This window comes from Cohnella sp. LGH (assembly GCF_017671885.1).
In the GTDB taxonomy this organism is placed as follows: Bacteria; Bacillota; Bacilli; order Paenibacillales; family Paenibacillaceae; genus Cohnella; species Cohnella phaseoli.
This window is the reverse complement of the sequence record NZ_CP072117.1, coordinates 4,234,332-4,254,334: the sequence shown is the minus strand read 5'-3', so window position 1 is coordinate 4,254,334 and position 20,003 is coordinate 4,234,332. Positions and strand designations below refer to the sequence as shown.

General features: G+C 54.1%; 18 protein-coding genes. 13 read left to right on the top strand and 5 right to left on the bottom strand.

Annotation, left to right across the window (positions count from 1 at the left end):
- The first annotated feature begins 22 nt into the window (after positions 1 to 22).
- The gene (locus J4772_RS18380; RefSeq protein WP_247741136.1) at positions 23 to 2,134 is read left to right on the top strand and encodes a methyl-accepting chemotaxis protein; all 2,112 of its coding nucleotides are present in this window, start codon (positions 23 to 25) and stop codon (positions 2,132 to 2,134) included.
- 124 nt (positions 2,135 to 2,258) lie between these two features.
- Positions 2,259 to 4,094 (top strand): peptidoglycan D,D-transpeptidase FtsI family protein, encoded by a 1,836-nt coding sequence (locus J4772_RS18375; RefSeq protein WP_209076560.1) that lies wholly within the window; start codon positions 2,259 to 2,261, stop codon positions 4,092 to 4,094.
- On the opposite strand, the gene J4772_RS18370 is transcribed toward J4772_RS18375, so the two are convergent.
- Positions 4,027 to 5,172, bottom strand: coding sequence for an AI-2E family transporter (locus J4772_RS18370; protein WP_116060518.1), 1,146 nt, complete (start codon positions 5,170 to 5,172; stop codon positions 4,027 to 4,029). The two genes, J4772_RS18375 and J4772_RS18370, sit on opposite strands and share 68 nt — an antisense overlap.
- Positions 5,173 to 5,355: 183 nt before the next feature.
- On the opposite strand from J4772_RS18370, the gene J4772_RS18365 reads away from it, so the two are divergent.
- A complete protein-coding gene (locus tag J4772_RS18365; RefSeq protein ID WP_209076558.1) occupies positions 5,356 to 6,828 on the top strand; it encodes a polysaccharide deacetylase family protein in 1,473 nt (490 codons plus the stop codon).
- Positions 6,829 to 7,181: 353 nt separating this feature from the next.
- Here the strand turns inward: J4772_RS18365 and ilvD are convergent, their stop codons facing one another.
- Positions 7,182 to 8,852, bottom strand: coding sequence for a dihydroxy-acid dehydratase (ilvD, locus tag J4772_RS18360; protein WP_116063577.1), 1,671 nt, complete (start codon positions 8,850 to 8,852; stop codon positions 7,182 to 7,184).
- 169 nt (positions 8,853 to 9,021) lie between these two features.
- Positions 9,022 to 9,684, bottom strand: a complete 663-nt coding sequence (locus J4772_RS18355; protein ID WP_209076556.1) for a 3'-5' exonuclease — start codon at positions 9,682 to 9,684, stop codon at positions 9,022 to 9,024.
- A gap of 194 nt (positions 9,685 to 9,878) precedes the next feature.
- Between J4772_RS18355 and J4772_RS18350 the strand changes: the two genes are divergently transcribed.
- The 6 genes from J4772_RS18350 (at position 9,879) to J4772_RS18330 (ending at position 13,881) form a co-directional block, all read left to right on the top strand.
- The gene (locus tag J4772_RS18350) at positions 9,879 to 10,325 is read left to right on the top strand and encodes a tellurite resistance TerB family protein (protein ID WP_116063560.1); all 447 of its coding nucleotides are present in this window, start codon (positions 9,879 to 9,881) and stop codon (positions 10,323 to 10,325) included.
- 166 nt (positions 10,326 to 10,491) lie between these two features.
- Entirely contained in the window at positions 10,492 to 10,620 is a 129-nt protein-coding gene (locus J4772_RS37355; RefSeq protein WP_256442728.1) for a hypothetical protein, read from the top strand.
- A 229-nt stretch (positions 10,621 to 10,849) separates the two neighbouring features.
- A complete protein-coding gene (locus J4772_RS18345) occupies positions 10,850 to 11,284 on the top strand; it encodes a YciI family protein (protein ID WP_209076555.1) in 435 nt (144 codons plus the stop codon).
- Positions 11,281 to 12,537: an RNA polymerase sigma factor gene (locus tag J4772_RS18340; protein WP_209076553.1), complete on the top strand. Its 1,257-nt coding sequence runs from the start codon at positions 11,281 to 11,283 to the stop codon at positions 12,535 to 12,537. Before J4772_RS18345 ends, J4772_RS18340 begins: the two co-directional genes overlap by 4 nt.
- Positions 12,538 to 12,564: 27 nt before the next feature.
- Positions 12,565 to 12,906 carry a DUF1801 domain-containing protein gene (locus tag J4772_RS18335; RefSeq protein ID WP_209076552.1) on the top strand — a complete coding sequence of 114 codons (342 nt, stop codon included), beginning with the start codon at positions 12,565 to 12,567 and terminating at the stop codon, positions 12,904 to 12,906.
- Positions 12,907 to 13,071: 165 nt separating this feature from the next.
- Positions 13,072 to 13,881: an alpha/beta fold hydrolase gene (locus J4772_RS18330; RefSeq protein ID WP_209076550.1), complete on the top strand. Its 810-nt coding sequence runs from the start codon at positions 13,072 to 13,074 to the stop codon at positions 13,879 to 13,881.
- Positions 13,882 to 13,944: 63 nt separating this feature from the next.
- On the opposite strand, the gene J4772_RS18325 is transcribed toward J4772_RS18330, so the two are convergent.
- Positions 13,945 to 15,825, bottom strand: a complete 1,881-nt coding sequence (locus J4772_RS18325; RefSeq protein ID WP_209076548.1) for a methyl-accepting chemotaxis protein — start codon at positions 15,823 to 15,825, stop codon at positions 13,945 to 13,947.
- Between the two features lie 224 nt (positions 15,826 to 16,049).
- Positions 16,050 to 16,751, bottom strand: coding sequence for an RNA polymerase sporulation sigma factor SigK (gene sigK / locus J4772_RS18320; RefSeq protein ID WP_116063554.1), 702 nt, complete (start codon positions 16,749 to 16,751; stop codon positions 16,050 to 16,052).
- 187 nt (positions 16,752 to 16,938) lie between these two features.
- Here sigK and spoVAC point away from each other — a divergent pair, with 187 nt between their 5' ends.
- The 4 genes from spoVAC to J4772_RS18300 all read left to right on the top strand — a co-directional run bounded on the left by spoVAC (position 16,939) and on the right by J4772_RS18300 (position 20,001).
- Positions 16,939 to 17,451 (top strand): stage V sporulation protein AC, encoded by a 513-nt coding sequence (spoVAC, locus tag J4772_RS18315; protein WP_116063553.1) that lies wholly within the window; start codon positions 16,939 to 16,941, stop codon positions 17,449 to 17,451.
- A complete protein-coding gene (gene spoVAD, locus J4772_RS18310; RefSeq protein WP_209077247.1) occupies positions 17,438 to 18,472 on the top strand; it encodes a stage V sporulation protein AD in 1,035 nt (344 codons plus the stop codon). Before spoVAC ends, spoVAD begins: the two co-directional genes overlap by 14 nt.
- Complete coding sequence (gene spoVAE, locus J4772_RS18305) at positions 18,472 to 18,822, top strand: stage V sporulation protein AE (protein ID WP_116063576.1); 351 nt, start codon at positions 18,472 to 18,474, stop codon at positions 18,820 to 18,822. The genes spoVAD and spoVAE overlap by 1 nt, the downstream gene beginning before the upstream one ends.
- Before the next feature lie 225 nt (positions 18,823 to 19,047).
- On the top strand, positions 19,048 to 20,001 hold the full coding sequence (locus J4772_RS18300) for an AAA family ATPase (protein WP_116063551.1): 954 nt from the start codon (positions 19,048 to 19,050) through the stop codon (positions 19,999 to 20,001).
- Positions 20,002 to 20,003: the final 2 nt, after the last annotated feature.

The window sequence follows — 20,003 nt, the reverse complement described above, 5'->3', positions numbered from 1 at the left end:
CATAGTTGGAGGGTTAAAGCAGATGAAGCAATCGTGGCGTGAGAAAATGGGAGCGAAGGATTGGAAAAAAGTTTCCGATTCTGTGAGCGGTTTATCCAAAAAGGTTGGCGGTCAGCTGAAGGAGACGAGATTCGAAAATCCGATACGTTCCGTCGGAATGAAGCTTTTTCTGCTTATCTTTTGCAGCATTTTGGCTTGCGTTCTGATTCTGGGGTGGTTCTCTTACTCCAAATCGAGTTCGATTATTCAACAGAAAGTTGCCGATTCGAGCAGTCAGACCGCTATGCAGACTGCCGGCAAAATCAGTTTGATGCTTGAAGGCTACGAGCGGCAATCGCTACAGTTTATTACCGATTCTAAGTTTACCAGTTTGCTTGGCACTCTCGCTGTTACGAAAGACGATTACGAAATGTTCGATACGGCCCGTCAGCTGACGGAGAAATTGAACAGCGTAGCGATGGCCGATTCCAACTACGAGAGCATTTCCTTAATCCCGTTGGATGAAGGCGGACAGTTTATCTCCACCGGGTCGATGCTGAATCAGGAAGGAGTTCGGGGACAGGAGTTTCTGAAGACGATCTCCGAAGCGAACGGCAGGGCAGTCTGGGTTTCAACCCTGACCAAAGGCCTGGACAATTCTCGCGGCACGCCAACCTTCGTCCTAGGTCGTCTTTTGAACCAAGGTAAGCCCTACCTGCTAATGCTGGAAATCAAAATCAAAACGCTTGAAGCCCAGATGGAGTCGGTTAACTTCGGAGAGGGCAGCTCGGCGTTCATCGTTGCCGGCGATAAGACGATCGTGTACGGTCCCGATGCCGCGAAGATGGGAACGCCTTACGAATTCGAATTGCCGGAGGCGGATTCTTCCGCAACGATTACGGTCGACGGAACGAAGGTGCTGTCGTCGGCAGGGAATTTCATGAACGGCTGGCAGCTGGTCGGCAACATTCCGGTTTCCTTCCTTGTTAAAGATGCTAAAGCCATCAGCAATCTGACTTGGTTGATGTCGCTGATCGCGGCTCTGATCGCGGGCGGAATCGGAGCGATCGTCATGCTGTCGGTCGGGCGCCCGCTGTCTCAATTGCGCACGCTGATGAACGAAGGCGAACGCGGCAACTTGACCGTTCGCTCCACGATCCGCAAGAAGGACGAAATCGGCCAAGTATCCGACAGCTTTAACCGGATGATGGAAGAGATTACCGGACTTGTCCGCCAGACGAACCTGTCTGCGCAGGAGGTGCTTGCGACCGCCGCATCGCTGTCCGATGCGTCGCGCAAAACGGCCGGAGCGGCCAAGGAGATCGCCGTCGCAACCGAAGAGATCGCCAACGGCGCGACGAATCTCGCGGTGGAAGCAGAGAAGGGCTCGGATTTGACCGTTCAGATCGGCACGCAAGTTCAATCCGTCATCGATTCCAACGTCGAGATGGGGCAGTCGGCTAACGAAGTAGAGGAAGCAGGCCGTACGGGCTCAGTCTACATGGACAATTTGATTCAGAAGACGGGACAGACGGAAGAAATGACTCGTTCTATGGTCGAGAAGGTCGACAAGCTGCAGGAAAGCACCGGTTCGATTCGCAAAATTCTCGATGTGCTAGGCAATATTACGAAGCAGACGAATATTTTGTCCTTGAATGCGACGATTGAAGCGGCTCGTGCCGGAGCGGCGGGCAAAGGCTTCATGGTCGTTGCCGACGAAATTCGCAAGCTTGCCGATCAGTCTCGCGAATCGATCAGCGTTGTCGGCGGAATTGTCGAAAAGATTTCCAGCGAGATTGAAGAAACGGTCAGCGTATTGTCCGAAGCGTATCCGATCTTTCAGGAGCAGATCGATTCGGTTCGCGAAGCCAATCAGATTTTCGTGACGGTTCAGGACAATATGAGCGGTTTTATAAACAGACTTTCTTCAGGTACCGATTCCGTACGTCAGCTCGAAGGCGCGCAGAGTACGCTTGCGCTTGCGATGAGCAATGTCAGCGCGGTTGCCGAAGAAGCCTCGGCTACTTCCGAGGAAGTTGCTTCCTTGAGCAACGAGCAATTAAGCATCAGCGACGGTTTGGTGCAACTGTCGAGCAATCTGGAGGCGGTATCGGGCAAGCTGCGCGAATCGCTAAGCCGGTTTACCGTATCCTAAGTCACACTGAAGAAGCCTTCTCCCGCTTACGGGGAGGAGGCTTTTTTTCGCATTAGATTGAGGTTCAACCTATATCGATTATGGCAATGCTAGGGAAAGGAGAAAAAGAGAAGGGGCAAATGCGATGAGACGGGAAATCGCCGTAAGAGCTTTTCGGATACTTGTGCTGCTGGCGGCGCTGTTCGGCGTGCTGGGAGCAAGATTGGCATGGCTGCAAATTTGGGGCGGAGAGCCGAGGGGAGCAAGCGGCTCTCTGAAGGCCAACGCCGTTCTTCAGCATTCCGACGCGCTGCTTCTTGACAGCGGGCGGGGACAGTTTCGCGATCGCCGAGGGCGGTTGCTGACAGGCAATACAGTACAAAGTCTGGCGGCATTTCCGAACAACGGACAGCCGAGAGGGGCCGAGCGGGACATTCGCGAGCTGGCATCCAGCTTGGGCGTTGAGCCGGCTGAGCTGTCAGCTTGGTGGAGCAGACTGCGAGAGCCTGCCGTCTGGCGGATTCCAGGCTCTGGACAAGCCGTCGATTTGACTTCGAAGCAGATTCATCTGGTGGAACGGGCGCATCTGCTTGGTGTTGCCGTTTTGCCATACTCGAATCGATACCCTTCAGGGATAACGCCTCTTCATGCGATCGGATATATCTCACAGCATCCCGAGCACGCGCTGCAGCTGTACGGGGACCAAATTGCCAAGAAAAGAATGAAGCTGACGGCGCCCCTCGGCGGATCCGGGCTTGAACAATCGTTGGACCGCCTGCTGCAAGGAAGAGCGGAGACAACGGTAAAGCAGGTAACGGATGCCGCGAGAAGACCGTTGGATGGATTAGGCTTGCGCTTGAACGTCGACGACAATCCTCATTTTCCATTGCAGGTTACGACTACGCTGGATTTGGACGTTCAGCGCATAGCCGAATCTGCAATGAAAGAATACGGAATCGGCAAAGGCGCGATAGTCGTACTGGATGCTGCAAATGCCGACATTCTCGCCATGGTGTCTCTTCCGCAGCTGGACCCGTATCATATTGGCGCCAACGGTACGGATGAGCGCAATCACGCAGTCACCGCCGTGCCGCCGGGCTCCGTGTTCAAGACGGTGACGCTGGCAGCGGCGCTTGAAGCGGGAGTGACGGGATGGCACGAAACGTTCATCTGCAACGGCCATTACGGGAAATACGGGCTCAAGTGTTGGAAAAAGGGCGGACATGGCCGACTGACGCTTGAGCAAGCCTATGCGCAGTCATGCAATGTCGCTTTTGCGACGCTGGCGGAGCGGCTGGACCCGGCTTGGCTGCAAATTACGGCGGAGAGGTTGGGCTTTGCCAGACAAATCGGCTGGCATACCGATCGTTTTGCCGATGGCGCACCTCTGCGGCTGCTGGACGAAGAAGAAGCCGGATCGGTGTTCTTAAGCAAGCAAATTGCAAAGGATGGAGGAGCGAGGACGGGAACGGGCATCGGTCAGCGGGACGTGAGGGTTACTCCGCTGCAGGCGGCGAATATGATCGTGACGATTCTGAACGACGGCCGCGCATTTGCTCCAAGGCTGGTGAAGGAGGTACGTTATGCGGACGGTGGACTGATGGCTTCGCTAGGCGTGCAAACCGCGCCCTCGAAGTACGGAGGAATCGAGCCGGAGACGGCTGCAGCGCTGCGCAGAGGCATGCTTGCGGTCGTACGGGAGGGAACGGCTGCAAGCGCTCTGAGGGAAGCCGCGTGGCCGTTGTCCGGCAAATCGGGCACGGCCGAGCTTGCGGGCAAGCAGAAGGGGAGAAACGATCATTGGTTCGTCGGATACGGTCCCGTAGGCCAAAAACCGCGGTACGCAGTCGCCGTGCTGATCGAGGATCAGCCGGCAGGCCTGCGCAACCGCGGCGCGACAGTGTTCGGCAATGTTATGGACGGGCTTCGGCGCTTGGAGCTTCATCGGAAGCAGGCTGCGGCGCAAGCGGGGGAACATTAAATTCGTCTCTCGGAAACCGGATCCAACTATGGAAGTAGCCTTGATCGTACAGGGCTTTAAGCAAAATCATCAGAATCGGAGCCAGGATCAAACCTGCCACGCCAAACAGAGATAAGGAAATCATCATGAAGGCAAGCATCGTAAAGGCGGATACGCCGACGGTCTGACCGGTAATTCTCGGCTCCAGAAATTGCCGGGTCAGCGTAACGACGAGCAGCAGCACGGTAAGGCAGATGGCCAGCGTTGTATCGCCGACAATGAACAGATAAGCGATCCATGGAATGAACAGCGTATTGACGCCCAGCAGCGGGAGCACGTCGAAAATGCCCGCAAGCAAAGCGATGGAAAACGCATTGTTCACGCCGAGCGCCAGCAATGTTACGAAAATGACGAGGAACGTAATGCTGATCAGCTTTCCTTGCGCTTTCAGATACGCGCCGATGCCCTTGAACACGTTGTTGCGCAGAAACTCAAACGCCACTTTTAACGTTTTGGGCGCTCTGTCCGCCGAAACCTTCTTCCAGCTTTCGATCTCCAAGCTGAGGAAATAAGCAAGGACGATAGCGATCGAAATGTTCAAAATAAACGAGGAGAAAGAGCTAAGGAAGCCAACGAGCCATTTCAGAAATTTGCCGGCCCAATTCGCTCCCAGATCGGTCACGTAGGCGGCCGCATCGCTTAGCCTTTTAGCGATATCCGGCGGCAGCGCCTCGGCTTCGTTCTGCAGCCGTTCCGCGATGGAGCTGACCTGGCCTTGAAGCAGCTTCTGATATTTCGGCAAATCGTCCGCGAGCTGTGTAAGCTGAATCGTAAATATATATCCGAGCCCGAAGAAAACGGCAAGGATGATCAGCGTAAAAAACAACATGCTGATGCCGGTGGCGATCGATTTCGGGAGCCCGATGCGGTTAAGCCGTTTTGCAAGCGGTTCGATGATCCAGAAGATGAGAAAGGAGAGAAATACAGGCGTCGCAAGATTGTATAAGTAGCTGAATATGTACATCGTCAGCCATACGGTGAGCGCGACTACACCTAGATCGAAAGCGGTTCTCCAATATTTTTGGTACAGTGATAGCATCTGTCAGCCTTCCTTTACCGATTCGTTATGGGCAGCTTGGCCGATCCATTTATTGTTTATTGTACACGATAACAAAAAAGATGCATACTGGCATGCCTATTTTGTCTGAGCATATGTTAAAATATATGGTGGGCTAACAACCGCGCGCACAACTAATATGGCAATCAAGATGGTGGGGAAGGCATGGAAATCATCCTCTGGATCGGTTTTTATTTTTTGACTTTTTATGCTTTTTTGCCGGCGTTGATCAGCCGGATTTTCGGCTACAGAGTGTTTATGAACGGGAAATCGTCCGACGGGATTTCCTTGACGTTCGACGACGGCCCTGATCCCGAATATACGCCTAAGCTGCTTGATCTGTTGAAGCAACACGGAGCAAAGGGAACTTTTTTCGTTGTCGGGGAAAATGCGGAGAAGTATCCGGACATCGTGGCGAGAATACACGAAGAAGGACATATTCTGGGCATACATAACTACGTCCATCATATGAACTGGTTTATGCGCCCAGGCACGGTAAAGCGGCAAATCCGTCAGACGTCGGACGTGATTGAGCGGATTACCGGAAAGAAGCCGATGTATTATCGTCCGCCGTGGGGAATCGTCAACGTGTTCGATTACGCCCGGCTCGGACATCTTCAGATTGTGCTCTGGACGTCGTTGTTCGGGGACTGGAAGAAACGGATCGGAGCAGACAGGTTGTATCGCCGAATGAAGAGGAAGCTTAAGCCCGGGCAGGTGTTCCTGCTTCATGATTGCGGAAGCACGTTCGGCGCGGACCGGGATGCGCCCGAGAATACACTTGCTGCGGTGGAGAGAATTTTGAACGATGGAGAGAAGCTGGGCTATCGTTTTATCGGCATCGACGAGATGATCGAGGTGACAGAGCGGGCTGCGAAGAAGAGAAAGGCAGGTCGAGCTGCCGAGGGAGCAAGCGCGGAACGGAAAGCCTCCGTCGGCCCGCTCAAGAAACTGGTCATTGGCTTGTGGATGCTATGGGAGAAGCTGTTTCACGTCGTATTCAGGCTTCGTCCTATCGGCAGCGCCGGATTTTTCAATTACCGCATTCGCAAGTATTCCGGCTATGAGCTTAAGCTGCAGAACGGCAGGGAGCTTAAACCGGGAGACCTGATCATGGAAATCCATTTCGAAAACCGTATGCTTGTCGAAGCCGGGATGAAGTCGAAGACGTCGCTGCAGGTGGCGATCAGAATCATTCGCGAGATCGAAAAGGTGCTGCCGGATATGGCTAGAGAGCTGGCTGTCATCCCGAAAGGCGACGAAGTTAAGGCGCTTTATGGAGTATCGATGATTCACCGCGGAGGCGAGAGCTTGGGCTTCGAAATGTTCGATCTGCCCAAAGGACTATTCTCGTGGTCGACAAACCTTTATTTGCGGTTTATGATTAGGGTCGTTCACCCTGCCGGCAACGAACGGGTGCGCGAGCATAGCGAATCCTTGAATCCTCGGATGTTGATCATGGAGCGGGATACGCTGCTGAGATGGGCAGACGAGTCGAAGAAGGTTCGTCGCGTCGGACGGGAGCGCGCCGCCGCCAAGACGAGCGACACGTCCGCCGGCAAGCGGGCTGCGGAACCAGAGTTATCGGAAAACGTCTCTGGACCATTTGATGAGACTACGGTGGGCAAGCTGGTGTAATCTATAATCCTAATGAATAAAAAAGGCTTTCCTTCAGTCATCGTGAGGTGATTGGAGGGAAGCCTTTTTTTCAAGAGTATAAAAATGTGTTGCCTATACGGTTGATCCAACCCGCCTTTCGTATGAGGGGCTGTCCCACAAGTAAGGTTGTGCAAGATAATCGATCAAGAAAAAAGTGCATATATCTCCTGGAGACTGCCTCATACGGTCCTGAAATCACCTCTTAACGGGTTTACCCATTCAGGTTTCAGGATCGTATAGCATCGGAAGGAGATATATGCACGATAACATTCTCTATCGATTATCTTTTTGTACGACTTTTTTACTTATGGGACAGCCTCTTGCTGCAAATATTATAGTTTCATGACGCCGCCTTGGCTAGCGTTGGTAACCATTGCGGAATAGCGAGCCAGGTAGCCGCGCTTGATTTTCGGCTCAAAGCCTTTCCATTCGGAACGGCGGCGTTCGAGCTCTTCGTCGCTCACTTCCAGCGTGATGGTGCGGTTGTTCATGTCCAGCTCGATAATGTCTCCGTCATGAACGAACGCGATCGGACCGCCCTCTGCCGCTTCCGGGGAGATGTGGCCGATAGCGATGCCGCGCGATGCGCCGGAGAATCGTCCGTCGGTGATGAGACCGACTTTCGTTCCGAGTCCCATGCCGACGATCTGGGAAGTCGGAGCAAGCATTTCCGGCATGCCCGGGCCGCCTTTAGGCCCTTCGTAGCGGATGACGACGACATGTCCTTCTTTGACCTTGCCTTCGGCAAGACCTTTCAATACTTCTTCCTGGGAATCGAAGCAGATGGCAGGTCCGCGGTGATAGCCGCCGACCGATTTGTCTACTGCGCCGACTTTAATAATCGAGCCGCCCGGCGCCAAGTTGCCGAACAGAACGGACAATCCGCCTTCTTTGGTATGCGGGTCGTCGATCGGACGAATAACCGAGTGATCGGTAATTTCCGCGCCTTCGACGTTCTCTCGCAGCGTTTTGGCCGAGACGGTCAGCACATCGCCTTGCAACGCGCCTTCTTTTTTGAAGAGCTCGTTAATAATCGCGCTTACGCCGCCCGCATTGTGCAGGTCTTCGATATGGTGGTCGGAAGCGGGAGCGAGCTTGGACAAATAGGGAACGCGCTTGGCCACTTCGTTGATGCGCTCGATTGGGTATTCGATGCCGGCTTCGTGAGCGAGAGCGAGCGTGTGCAATACCGTGTTCGTCGAACCGCCCATCGCCATATCGAGCGCAAACGCATTGTCGATCGAATCGAGCGTGACGATGTCGCGCGGTTTAATATCTTGTTTGATCAGTTCCATGAGCTGCGTTGCCGACTGCTTGACAAACTCGCGACGCTCTGGAGCGACGGCAAGAATCGTACCGTTGCCCGGTAGGGCAAGGCCAAGCACCTCCGCCAGACAGTTCATCGAGTTGGCGGTGAACATGCCGGAGCAGGAGCCGCAAGTCGGACAACCGAATTGCTCAAGCTCGGTCAAGCTTTTCTCGTCGATTTTGCCGGTCATATAGGCGCCGACGCCTTCGAATACCGACGTCAGGGAGATGGCGCGGCCGTCGCTCGTGCGTCCGGCTTTCATCGGTCCGCCGCTGACGAAGATCGTCGGAATGTTGACGCGCAGCGCAGCCATCATCATTCCCGGCGTAATTTTGTCGCAGTTCGGGATACAGACCATGCCGTCGAACCAGTGCGCGTTAACGACCGTCTCGACCGAGTCGGCGATAATCTCGCGGCTGGCAAGGGAGTAGCGCATGCCGATGTGACCCATGGCGATGCCGTCGTCGACGCCGATCGTATTGAATTCGAACGGCACGCCGCCCGCTTCGCGAATGGCTTCCTTAACGATTTTGCCGAATTCCTGCAGGTGAACGTGACCGGGCACGATATCGATATAAGAATTGCAGACGGCAATAAACGGTTTGCCGAAATCCTCTTCCTTAACGCCGGCTGCCCGAAGCAAACTGCGGTGCGGAGCGCGGTCGAAACCTTTGGTGATCATGTCTGAGCGCATTTTTTTGTTAGCCAACAGTATTCCCTCTCTTTCGGATTAACCGGAATGTCTATCCTTGATTCTATCACACAAGCCGACAGCTTGACCAGAACGGGTTGCGGCGCAAAAGCTGTCGATAGGCAGGGAAGAGCGATCCCCCCGCGTCCTTAAGACGACTCGGAATCGCTCTTCATTTGGCCGGATCGGTGAACAGGTTGGCGAGTCCCGCGAATGGCAAATTTTCGTAATGTTCGGTTTTATAGACGACCTCGCTCTCGAATTTCGTCTCGTCGCTCGGCTTGTTGCGGCGGAACTGGAACTTGTCGTAAAGCTTGACGAGAATATGCGCCGTATTGACCGCATCGTCCATCGCGCGATGATGAGAGCCGCTGAACGGGATTTCCAGCATTTCAAGCGCAGGCTTCAGACCCATCTGCTGGTGTTTCTCGAGCTTATATACTTTGGACAGCATTTTCTGCAAATTGTTATGGTTGACGATCCAGTCCGTCGACATCTGATGCCGGCGGCATTCTTGGATAAGCTGGCGCTGATCGTCCGGTCCCCACGCGCAGAGGAAGTATTCCTCCTGTCCCATCCATTCGATAAACTCCCGAGCTACCTGCGGCAAAGCCTCTGCACCGTCGACGTTCTCCTGCGAGATGCCCGTGAATTCGGTCGTATCAGGGGACAGCTGAGGGACGACGGTCGGTTTAACAAACGCTTGAAACGTATCGACGATCCGAGGCTGTCCGTCGACCGTTCCGACTTTGGCCGCTCCGATCTCTATAATTTCGGCGATTTGCCCTTTTTTGCGCCGCACTGTCATTTCCAGGTCGTAGACGATAATAACCACTTCATGCACCTCTAGAATGTTCCGAAGATGAATTTCGTACCTCTGTTATTATAGACTTCCTTGGGCCATTTGTCAGTGTGGAAAAAAATTCGCGACGAGAGCGATGAGGAGGTCGAATTTGATCGAACGATGGCGTTAAGGTACAATAAGCTTATCCATTTAATTAATCGATATCAATCGGGAGGATCATTGCGATGAGCACGTTTGCCCAGAGATTGGCTTCTATGAAGCAAGGTTTGAAGGACCAAGTAACCAAATTCAAAAACAAGGACTTTATGGACGCTGTCGTAGCGGGCTGCGCGATCGTCGCCGCGGCCGACGGTCAGATCAGCGCTGCGGAAAAGCAAAAAATGATCGGCTACATTCAACATAACGAAGAGCTTAAAGTGTTTGAAACGCCTAAAGTGATCGAAAGATTCAATTTCTACACGGGCAACTTCGACTTCGACGGGATGATCGGCAAAGCCGAGGCGATGAAGCCGATTATCAAGTTCAAGGACAAGCCGGATATCGCCCGCATCGTCGTCAGCGTGTGCTGCGCGATCGGCGCCGCCGACGGAGACTTCGACGAGCAGGAGAAGAACGTCGTCCGCGAAATTTGCCGCGCGGTGAACCTGAACCCTTCGGATTTCGGACTGTAAGACCTATCGCGCGATGCCCTCGTTTTGTTGTAATGGCGCCGGTTCATTCGAACCGGCGTTATTTGTTTTTAATTTGTTCAGAATCTGTTGAGAGCCGACTAGTACAATAGATATAGAAATTTAGAAGTCAAGATTCTTAAAGAATCGGTCGGGGGAGAGGAATTTCATGCTGCCAGCAGATCATGATCGAGTCACGCCGGATGCGAATGACGAGGGAATTTTTACGCCGGATGAAGTGAATGAGATATTGAAGCAGCTTGAGGAGGAGCAAGCGAGGGCAAGGAGCGACCGCTAGTACGCAGTATAGAGATAGGAGCAAATTGCAACGAAGAGTCCCCGGGAGCGAGGGCTCTTTTTCGTATGTAGCTGCCTTCTTCAACAGTTCGATCGGATCGAGCAGAATCAGGTTTATTTATTTGTGAATTTGAGAGTGAATGTTATATTATGGATAGTGTTTTTGCTGTCGATTCCGTCGATTCCCGTTCGTTGTTTATATAGAGTCAAATTCAAAGGAGGAGATTACAGTGAGATTTATGATGATCGTCAAAGCAACCCAAGATTCCGAGGCGGGAGTTCTACCGAGTCAGGAGCTATTGGAGGCCATGTCCAGGTATAATGAAGAATTGGCGAGAGCCGGAGTGCTGGTCGCGGCAGATGGCCTTCACCCGAGCACGGGTGCGATTCGCATTTCTTATCCGGAGCCGGGAGGGAAGCCGAAGGTGGTGGACGGCCCTTTCACGGAAGCGAAGGAAATGATTGCGGGATTTACGCTGATTGAGGTGAAGTCGCGGGAAGAGGCGATTGAATGGGCGATGCGAATGCCCGATCCCCATGGCTCGGGCGAAGGGGAGATCGAGCTGCGACAAGTATTCGAGGCGCCCGAGCTCACCCAGGACCCGGAAGCGTTGGCCAAGCTAATTGAAATACAGGCTCAAGTCACGAGGAAGCCGGGGGCGTGAAGCAAGCTTCCGTTCACCGTACGATCGACGGAATTTGGAGAATCGAGTCGGCTAAAATAATCGCCAGTCTCGCACGGATGGTGCGCGATGTCGGGCTTGCCGAGGATCTGGCCCAGGATGCGATGCTCATTGCGCTAGAACGATGGCCGCAGACGGGCATACCCGACAACCCCGGCGCTTGGCTAATGACAGCGGCCAAACGCCGAGCGATCGATCATCTGCGCAGAGACAAGCTGCGCGACCGCAAATACGAGGAGATGGGCTGGGAGATCGAGCGCCAGCACGAGCCGGATTGGGACGAGGCGCTCGACGACCCTGTCCGCGACGATCTCCTTCGCCTCATCTTTACGACATGTCATCCCGTTCTTTCCGCCGAAGCGCGGGTAGCGCTCACGTTGCGGCTGCTAGGGGGGCTGACGACCGAGGAAATCGCCAGCGCGTTTCTAGTTCCCGAACCGACGATCGCCCAACGAATCGTCCGTGCCAAGCGCACGCTTGCGGCAGCTCGCGTTCCTTTCGACGTACCGCCGAAAGCTGAGCTGGCGACCCGGTTGTCGTCCGTGCTTGAGGTCGTCTATCTCCTGTTCAACGAAGGATATGCCGCGTCTTCCGGCGGGAGCTGGATCAGGCCCATGCTCTGCAATGAAGCGCTGCGCCTTGGTCGAATCTTGGCCGAGATCGTTCCCGATGAGCCGGAAGTCCACGGACTTGTAGCGCTGATGGAAATTCAGTCGTCCAGATTCAAGTCGCGCGTCGGTCCGAGCGGCGAGCCAATTCTGCTTATGGATCAGAATCGGGCGCTATGGGATTACCTGCTTATTCGGAGGGGGCTGGCCGCAATCGAAAGAGCCGAGCATCTCGGCAAAGCGCTGGGCCCATACATGATTCAAGCCTCAATCGCGGCATGTCACGCTCGCGCCCGCACGGCTGCGGAGACGGATTGGGTCAAGATTTCGGCGCTGTACGACGCTCTTGCGCAAGTTGCGCCGTCGCCTGTCGTCGAACTGAACCGCGCCGTAGCATTGTCGATGGCATTCGGTCCGGAGGTAGGGCTGGAAGTTGTAGATGCGTTGATGCAGGAGCCGTCCTTGAAAAATTATCATTTGTTGCCTAGCGTTCGAGGGGACTTCCTCATGAAGCTGGGGCGAAAGCAGGAAGCATGTACGGAGTTCAAACGAGCGGCCGCTCTGGCGCGCAATGACAAGGAACGCGATTTGCTCTTGAGTCGCGCTTCCGATTGCGCCGCGGAATAAGCGGCGATTACGAGAGGGGAAGTTAGGATGAGTCAAGAGGTTAACGAATTTATTGAGAAGGTCAAAGAGCCGTGGCAAGCCGAGTTGTGTCGTCATTTGCGTCAGGTTGTTCACGACGCGATTCCCGACGTTCAGGAACGCATTCAATATAATAAACCTCATTTTCTTAAAAACAAAAAATATGCTGCGGTCATCTCGACTTCCAAGGACGCCGTGAGCTTCACGATTTTCAATGCAGCGGAGCTGGATCTGCCCGAAGGCTTGTTCGAAGGCCCGGCGGAACGAAAAACGATCAAGTTCCGCAGCGGACAACAGATGGACGGCGAGATGCTGACCGGTCTGATAAAACAAGCCTCCAACACGCTATAGCAAGAAGGCCGCTCATGATTTGGGCGGCTTTCTTGCTATAGCGCCGCCGGTGCCGAAAATAGTTTTTCCGCTCCAAAAACTTTTTTTCCGATGTGTCGATTTTCCCGTTGGCGGTTCGTCGTATTCATAGAAGCTCGGATAAATATCCGCAAAGGAGATTTCACAATGTACATGGCAGCATCGAAGGACGGCACCAAGATTGCTTATGACAAAATCGGTCAAGGACCGGCGCTTATCCTCGTTGGAGGAGCGTTCAGCTACCGTAAATTCCCGGCAATGGTCAAGCTGGCTTCCCTGTTATCGGATCGTTTTACGGTCTTTAACTACGATCGTCGCGGTCGCGGAGAAAGCGGCGACCGGCAGCCCTATTCGATTGAGCGAGAGATCGAGGATCTTCAGGCTTTGATCGATGAGGCGGGCGGTTCGTCTTATGTATGGGGACTTTCGTCCGGCGCGGTGCTCGCTCTGCGAGCGGCGGCGAACGGAGCGGGCATCGCGAAGCTGGCGCTGCATGAGCCTCCGTTTATCGTAGATCCGTCGGATCGCCGGCCGCCGCAAGATCTGCTCAAGCAGGTCTCAAGGTTGATTGCGGACAATCGTCGCGCCGAAGCGATTAGATATTTTATGACCGAGGGGATGGGGGCGCCGTCCTTTGTTGTGAGCATGATGCGTTTGATGCCGGGCGTATGGTCCAAGCTGATGGCGGTGGCGCACACGCTTCCTTACGATGCGGCATTGCTCGAAGGATATATGGCCGGAAAGCCATTAACCGCATCTATGTGGAGCGCTGTCCAAATGCCGACACTGGTGCTGGAGGGCACGGAGAGCCCCGCTTCGCTGCGTCGCGCCTCTCAGGCGCTGGCCGAGGTGCTCCCCCGCTCGCAATTGAGAAGCAAAAAGGGGCTCGGCCACACGAAGAAGCTGGACGCGAAAATCATTTCAGCGGAGCTTGCGGCGTTTTTTGTGGAAAAATAACAATAGCCTGGTGGATCGGCGGGGCGGTTTCGGCTCTTTCCATACGTTTGCGCGCCGAAATCGCTAGATCTTAAACACATTAATAGAACCGTCCAGACGCTTCGCGATCGATGTGAGCGACTGGTAGGACGCTGCCGTCTCTTCCGCTGCAGCGGCCGACTGCTCGCTTGTCGAAGCGATCGATTCGATGGACTGCTTAAACTCCGATGCGCTCTGCGCCTGGGCTTCGCTCGACTCGGCGATTTGCAGCACCATTTGCGACGTTTCATTTACTTTCGCCACGATGCTATCGAACGCTTCCTGCGTTTTTTTGGACTGACGTACGCCTTCCGAGACGGAATGGACCGTTTTCTTCGTATTTTCTTGAATCCCCGTAATAATATGGCTGACTTGCTTGGTTGCATCGCTGCTTCGTTCCGCGAGCTTGCGGACCTCATCGGCGACAACGGCAAAGCCTCTGCCTTGTTCGCCCGCCCGTGCCGCCTCAATAGCCGCGTTAAGCGCGAGCAGGTTGGTCTGCTCGGAGATTTCTTTGATAACGGATATGATGTTTCCGATTTCCTGCGAGTTTTTGACCAGCAAATTCATTTGCTCGTTAATGCCGCTCATGCCGGAGATGGAAAGCCCGATCGCCTCTCCGCCTTGTTTGGCAATCTGAACGGTTTGAGCCGAAAGCACGGATGCTTGTTCGGCATTCTGCGTCGAAGATTCGATGACGACCAGCAGATTTCCGAACAGCTCCGTCATCGCCTGCGAGTTTTCCGCCTGATAAGTGCTGCCCTTGGCGATTTCCTCGGTGCTGGCGGAAATTTCGGCCGCCGCCGCGTTGATCGATCCGGCATTGCCTTTGACTTCCGCGATCAAGTTGCGCAAGTTCTCGGACATCGTATTGAAATTTTCGGCGAGACGTCCGATTTCATCCGCCCGCTTGATCTGCATTCGTTCGGTTAGATCCCCTGCCGCGGCCTGCTGCAAGGAATCGGAAATCGTCAAAATCGGCCTCACGATCACTTTCGAGAGCATGACGGCAACGACAGCTACGCAGAGGAGAGAAACGATAATAATCCCGATCGCCATTTGCCTCGATTGCATTGCTTGCTCATTAACTTCCTTCGCAGGAGCAGTCATAAGCAGCCTCCAGCCCGTTCTCTCGATTTCCTTGAAGGAGGCAATGATGCTTTGACCGCTGCTGTCCCGATAATTGATGTACCCGCTCTTTTCGGCCAACACATACTTGTTTATCTGTTCGACGGTATCGCTATTTTCAGTCTCTGTCATCGTTTTGCCGATTTTCGAAGCGTCGGAATGAATCAGATAGGCGCCTTTGCTTGAGACCAAAAACCCGATTCCCGTTTTAGCGACCTGAATGTCTTTAACCACTTTCGTGATTTTGGATACTTCAAGCAAAGATTGAACGATACCCTTAGCCTCGCCTTTGGCGTCGACAAGCGGAACATCGATAATGATAATGTCAATATTTCCGTTGACGTCTTTCAGAATATCGGAAACGGCCGTTTGCTTGTTGTTCAGCGCGTTTTGCACATTTTGGAACCCGCTTCCGTCATAGCTTTGATTTTCCGTGTCGTAGACGATTCCTTTTGTATCCACATAGGAGAACGCTCGTACGTCAGGATCGCTTTGCGCCATCACTTTAAGCACCGGCATCACTTGATCGGGGTCGTTATTCATAAATTCCGGATGACTTTTCACCACAGATTGGATCGATTCGATTTTTTGGGAAATCCAGTCGTTAATATATTTCGCGTTCAGACCGGCGGCTTCTTCGAAGGCGTCTTTATTGACCGAGCTCAAGGCGGAGCTGGATTGCATGACCAAAGCTAACGAGGCGCCGACAAGCGGGATTAACGATAAGGCTAGCAAGATTAACAATAGTTTGAGCTTAAAAGATTTCCGGACAGTCGGAAAAAGATGTTTTTTGCGCATATTCATGCTCCTTGCTTGTTATAGTTTGAGCTGCTAGTCAGGTCTTTTTTATGAGTTAGGTCCCATGTTAGATGATAATTGTTAGGAATGTTGTGAGGTATGTATTAGATTTTCGTTATGGGCGCAGCCGTGAAGCGGCATTGCTGGATGACAAAAAGACGGTACCCCAATCGACTGACCGGGATACCGTCTTTTGTCGTCCGTTGCGAATATGAAGGCCAAGTTCAACGTTTTGCCTTATAGAATTCATGGTACAGCTTCATGAGCGCGCGCTTTTCTATCCTCGATACGTAGCTTCTGCTAATGCCCAGCTCGCGAGCAATCTCTCTTTGCGTACGCTCGTCGCCGCCGCCGTCCAGTCCGAACCGGCCGCGAATGACCTCCTGCTCCCGGTCGTCCAGAATGTCGAGATTGCGGTAAATTTTGCTTTTCTCGATTTTCAATTCAACCTTGTCGACGACTTCGTCGGGCTCCGTGCCGAGAATATCTTGGAGCGTAATTTCGTTGCCTTCCTTATCCGTTCCGATCGGGTCGTGCAGGGAAACGTCTTTCCTCGTTTTTTTCAACGATCGCAAATGCATAAGTATCTCGTTCTCGATACAGCGGGCCGCGAACGTCGCGAGCTTCGTTCCTTTGTTCGGCTGGAAGCTCTCGATCGCTTTGATCAGGCCGATCGTTCCGATCGAGATCAAATCCTCCAAATCCTCTCCGGTGTTGTCGAATTTCTTGACGATGTGCGCGACCAGCCGCAAATTATGTTCGATCAGCAGGTTGCGGGACACGGGATCCCCTTCGGCCAACCGCCTCAAGTGCAGCGCCTCTTCATCGTCGGTCAGCGGCTGCGGGAACGCGTTATTTTTGACGTAAGAGACGAGCAGGGAAAGCTGTTTCAGAAACAAAGCAATGGATGTCATTAAATCGGGCACGGGAAGACCACCTCCGAAAGTGGGATCGCTCGCGGAAAAAGAAGCATTATCATTGTATGTGGGTAGCCGCCCAACCGTGCCTGTTCCACCGGATTAAAGTCAGTTTGTCGAATGACATGGACCCGCAATGGGAAATAATGAACGAGACGAGCTTAGTCGCGACTGATTATAGATGGAGGTGTTACGAATGGCAGTGAAAGGCGCCGGACGAGGCTCCGGAGCTTACAAACCCGTGTCGATGTCGTCTAAGGAATATCAAGCCTTTGCCAAGGTGCGCGAGCCATCCCGGTCCGTATGGACCAACTGCCTGAAAGCATTTCTGGTAGGCGGAATCATCTGCACGATCGGCCAAGGGGTTACTCAATTTTTCATTACTGTGTTCCACATGTCGTCCAGGGATGCCAGCAATCCGACTGTAGCGGTCATGATTTTGCTGGCCGTCATTCTGACAAGCATGGGCGTATACGATAAAATCGCTCAATGGGCGGGCGCGGGCAGCGCCGTTCCCGTTACGGGATTCGCCAACTCGATGTGTTCGGCGGCGATCGAGCACCGCGCGGAAGGGCTTGTGCTCGGCGTAGGCGCCAATATGTTCAAGCTGGCCGGTTCGGTCATCGTGTTCGGCGTCGTAGCCGCATTCGTCGTGGGCATCGTGTATTGGGTGTTCGGAATCGGGGCGTGGCATGATATTACAGGGTAGACGCTCATGGGTGTTCGAACAGCCGCCCGTCATTATCGCCACAGGAACCGTCGTCGGCCCGGATGAAGGTCAGGGACCGCTGGCCGCCGATTTCGATCTCGTTCATCCCGATCTGGAGATCGGTCAGCCGACTTGGGAGAAGTCAGAGAAAGTGCTTATGGAGCAGGCGACGGACATCGCGCTGCAGCATGCCAAGCTCTCCAAGGACAAGCTGAATTTCTTCGTGGGCGGAGACTTGATGAACCAGATCATCAGCACGACGTTTGCGGTCAGACAGCTGGAAGCGCCGTATCTCGGCGTCTTCGGGGCCTGCTCCACTTCGATGGAATCGCTCGCCGTCGCGTCGCTGCTCGTCAGCTCCGGCGCCGCGGATTATGCCATGGCGGGAACTTGCAGCCACAACTGCACAGTCGAGAAGCAGTTCCGGTATCCTACGGAATACGGCTCGCAGAAGCCGCCGACCGCGCAATACACCGTAACCGGGGCGGGAGCGGCCGTCATAGGCCGCAGCGGGAGCGGGCCGATGATCACGGCCGCCACAATCGGCAAAATTATGGATCTGGGCATTAAAGATCCGTTTAATATGGGAGCGGCAATGGCACCGGCCGCCGTCGATACGATTCAGGGACATTTTCAAGAGACGGGGCGGGAGCCCGGCTACTACGATCTGATCGTCACCGGCGATTTGGCCGGCGTCGGGCATCCGCTCGCCAGCGAAATGCTGCAGCGCAACGGGGTTCCGATGGAGCGTACGAAATTTAACGATTGCGGGCTGATGATCTTCGACGTGGAGAAGCAGAAGGTGCAAGCGGGCGGCAGCGGCTGCGCTTGCTCGGCCGTCGTCACGTACGGGCATTTGCTCAAGCGAATCGGCAGCGGAGATCTGAAACGGGTTCTTGTCGTCGCTACGGGAGCGCTGCTCAGCCCGCTGTCCTACCAGCAAGGGGAGAGCATTCCCTGCGTCGCGCATGCCGTCGCCATAGAAGCCGCCAATCCGGGACAAGGAGGTGCAAACGGATGATGACTTACGTGTGGGCGTTCGTGGTCGGAGGAGCGATCTGCGTCGTTGGCCAGCTGCTGTTCGACGTCGTTAAGCTGACCCCTGCGCATACGATGTCGCTTCTCGTCGTGACGGGCGCTGTGCTGGACGCGGTAGGCTGGTACGATCCGCTCGTGGATTTCGCCGGAGCCGGAGCCACCGTACCGATCACGAGCTTCGGCAACGCGCTGGTTCACGGCGCATTGACCGAGCTGCAGGAGGTCGGCTGGATCGGCGTCATTACCGGGATTTTCAGCGTGACGAGCGCGGGCATTTCGGCCGCCATCGTGTTTTCTTTTCTCGCCGCATTGGTCGTCAAGCCCAAGGGCTGAAACGAAGCGGTTGCTCTGTAAGGGGGGACATCCCCTTGCCCCTTTAACATCGATTATGTTTCACAGCAGCCAGGCCCGATCCGGGTTTGGCTGTTTTTATATGCATTTTTGGAAGAAACTAAAATTTACGATGCTATCCAAATTCCGGTATAATGAAAAATGACCCTAAAAAAAACTTCAAAGTTCACAACCTCATCAAAGTAGAATCCATAGGAGGAGCGAGAAATGGATCACCATGGCGCGATGCAACTACTGGATAAAATTAAACAGAATATGGAATCTTGTATTTATGGAAAAAAAGACGAAATCGCTTTCATGTTGACGGCGCTGCTCGCGGGAGGGCACGTACTGATCGAGGATGTGCCGGGAACCGGCAAAACGCAGATGGTTAAGGCGCTGGCCTTGTCGATCGGCGGCATTTTTCATCGAATTCAATGTAACCCGGACTTATTGCCTACCGATATTACCGGCGTTTCGATCTATCATCCGAAGCAAGAGCAATTCGTGTTCAGGCCCGGTCCGGTTATGGCAAACCTGCTGCTAGCCGACGAGATCAACCGCGCCACGACGAAAACCCAATCCGCCTTGCTGGAAGCGATGGAAGAGAAGCGGGTGTCCGTCGACGGGGAGACTTACAGCCTTCCCCATCCGTTTATGCTGTTTGCTACGCAAAACCCGATCGAATTCGAGGGAACTTACAGTTTGCCCGAAGCGCAATTAGATCGTTTTCTAATGAAAATCAAGCTAGGTTATCCGGACGAAGCCTCCGAGAAAAGACTTGTAATGGAGCCGGGGGCCAGCCGGGCGGCGGAATCTCTTCAAGCGGTGGCAACGGTCGAGGACATCGCCCGCATGCAGAAGCTGGCTGAGGGAATCCATCTGGAGTCGACGGTCGCCGATTACCTGATCGCCTTTATTCGAGGCACGCGCCAGCACGCTTCCGTACTGCTCGGCGCCAGCCCGCGCGCGGCCGTCGCGCTGACGAGCGCGGCTAAAGCTTATGCGTTCCTGAACCATCGGGCGTTCGTTCTTCCGGACGATGTGAAGGCGATGGCCCCACTTGTACTGGGCCACCGGATTCACCTGCGTTCGGAGGCGCGCATGCAGGGCGTCACGACCGCTCAAGTGCTGCAAGACGTGCTGCGCTTGCTGCCCGTGCCTGTCGGGATGGAGCGCTGATC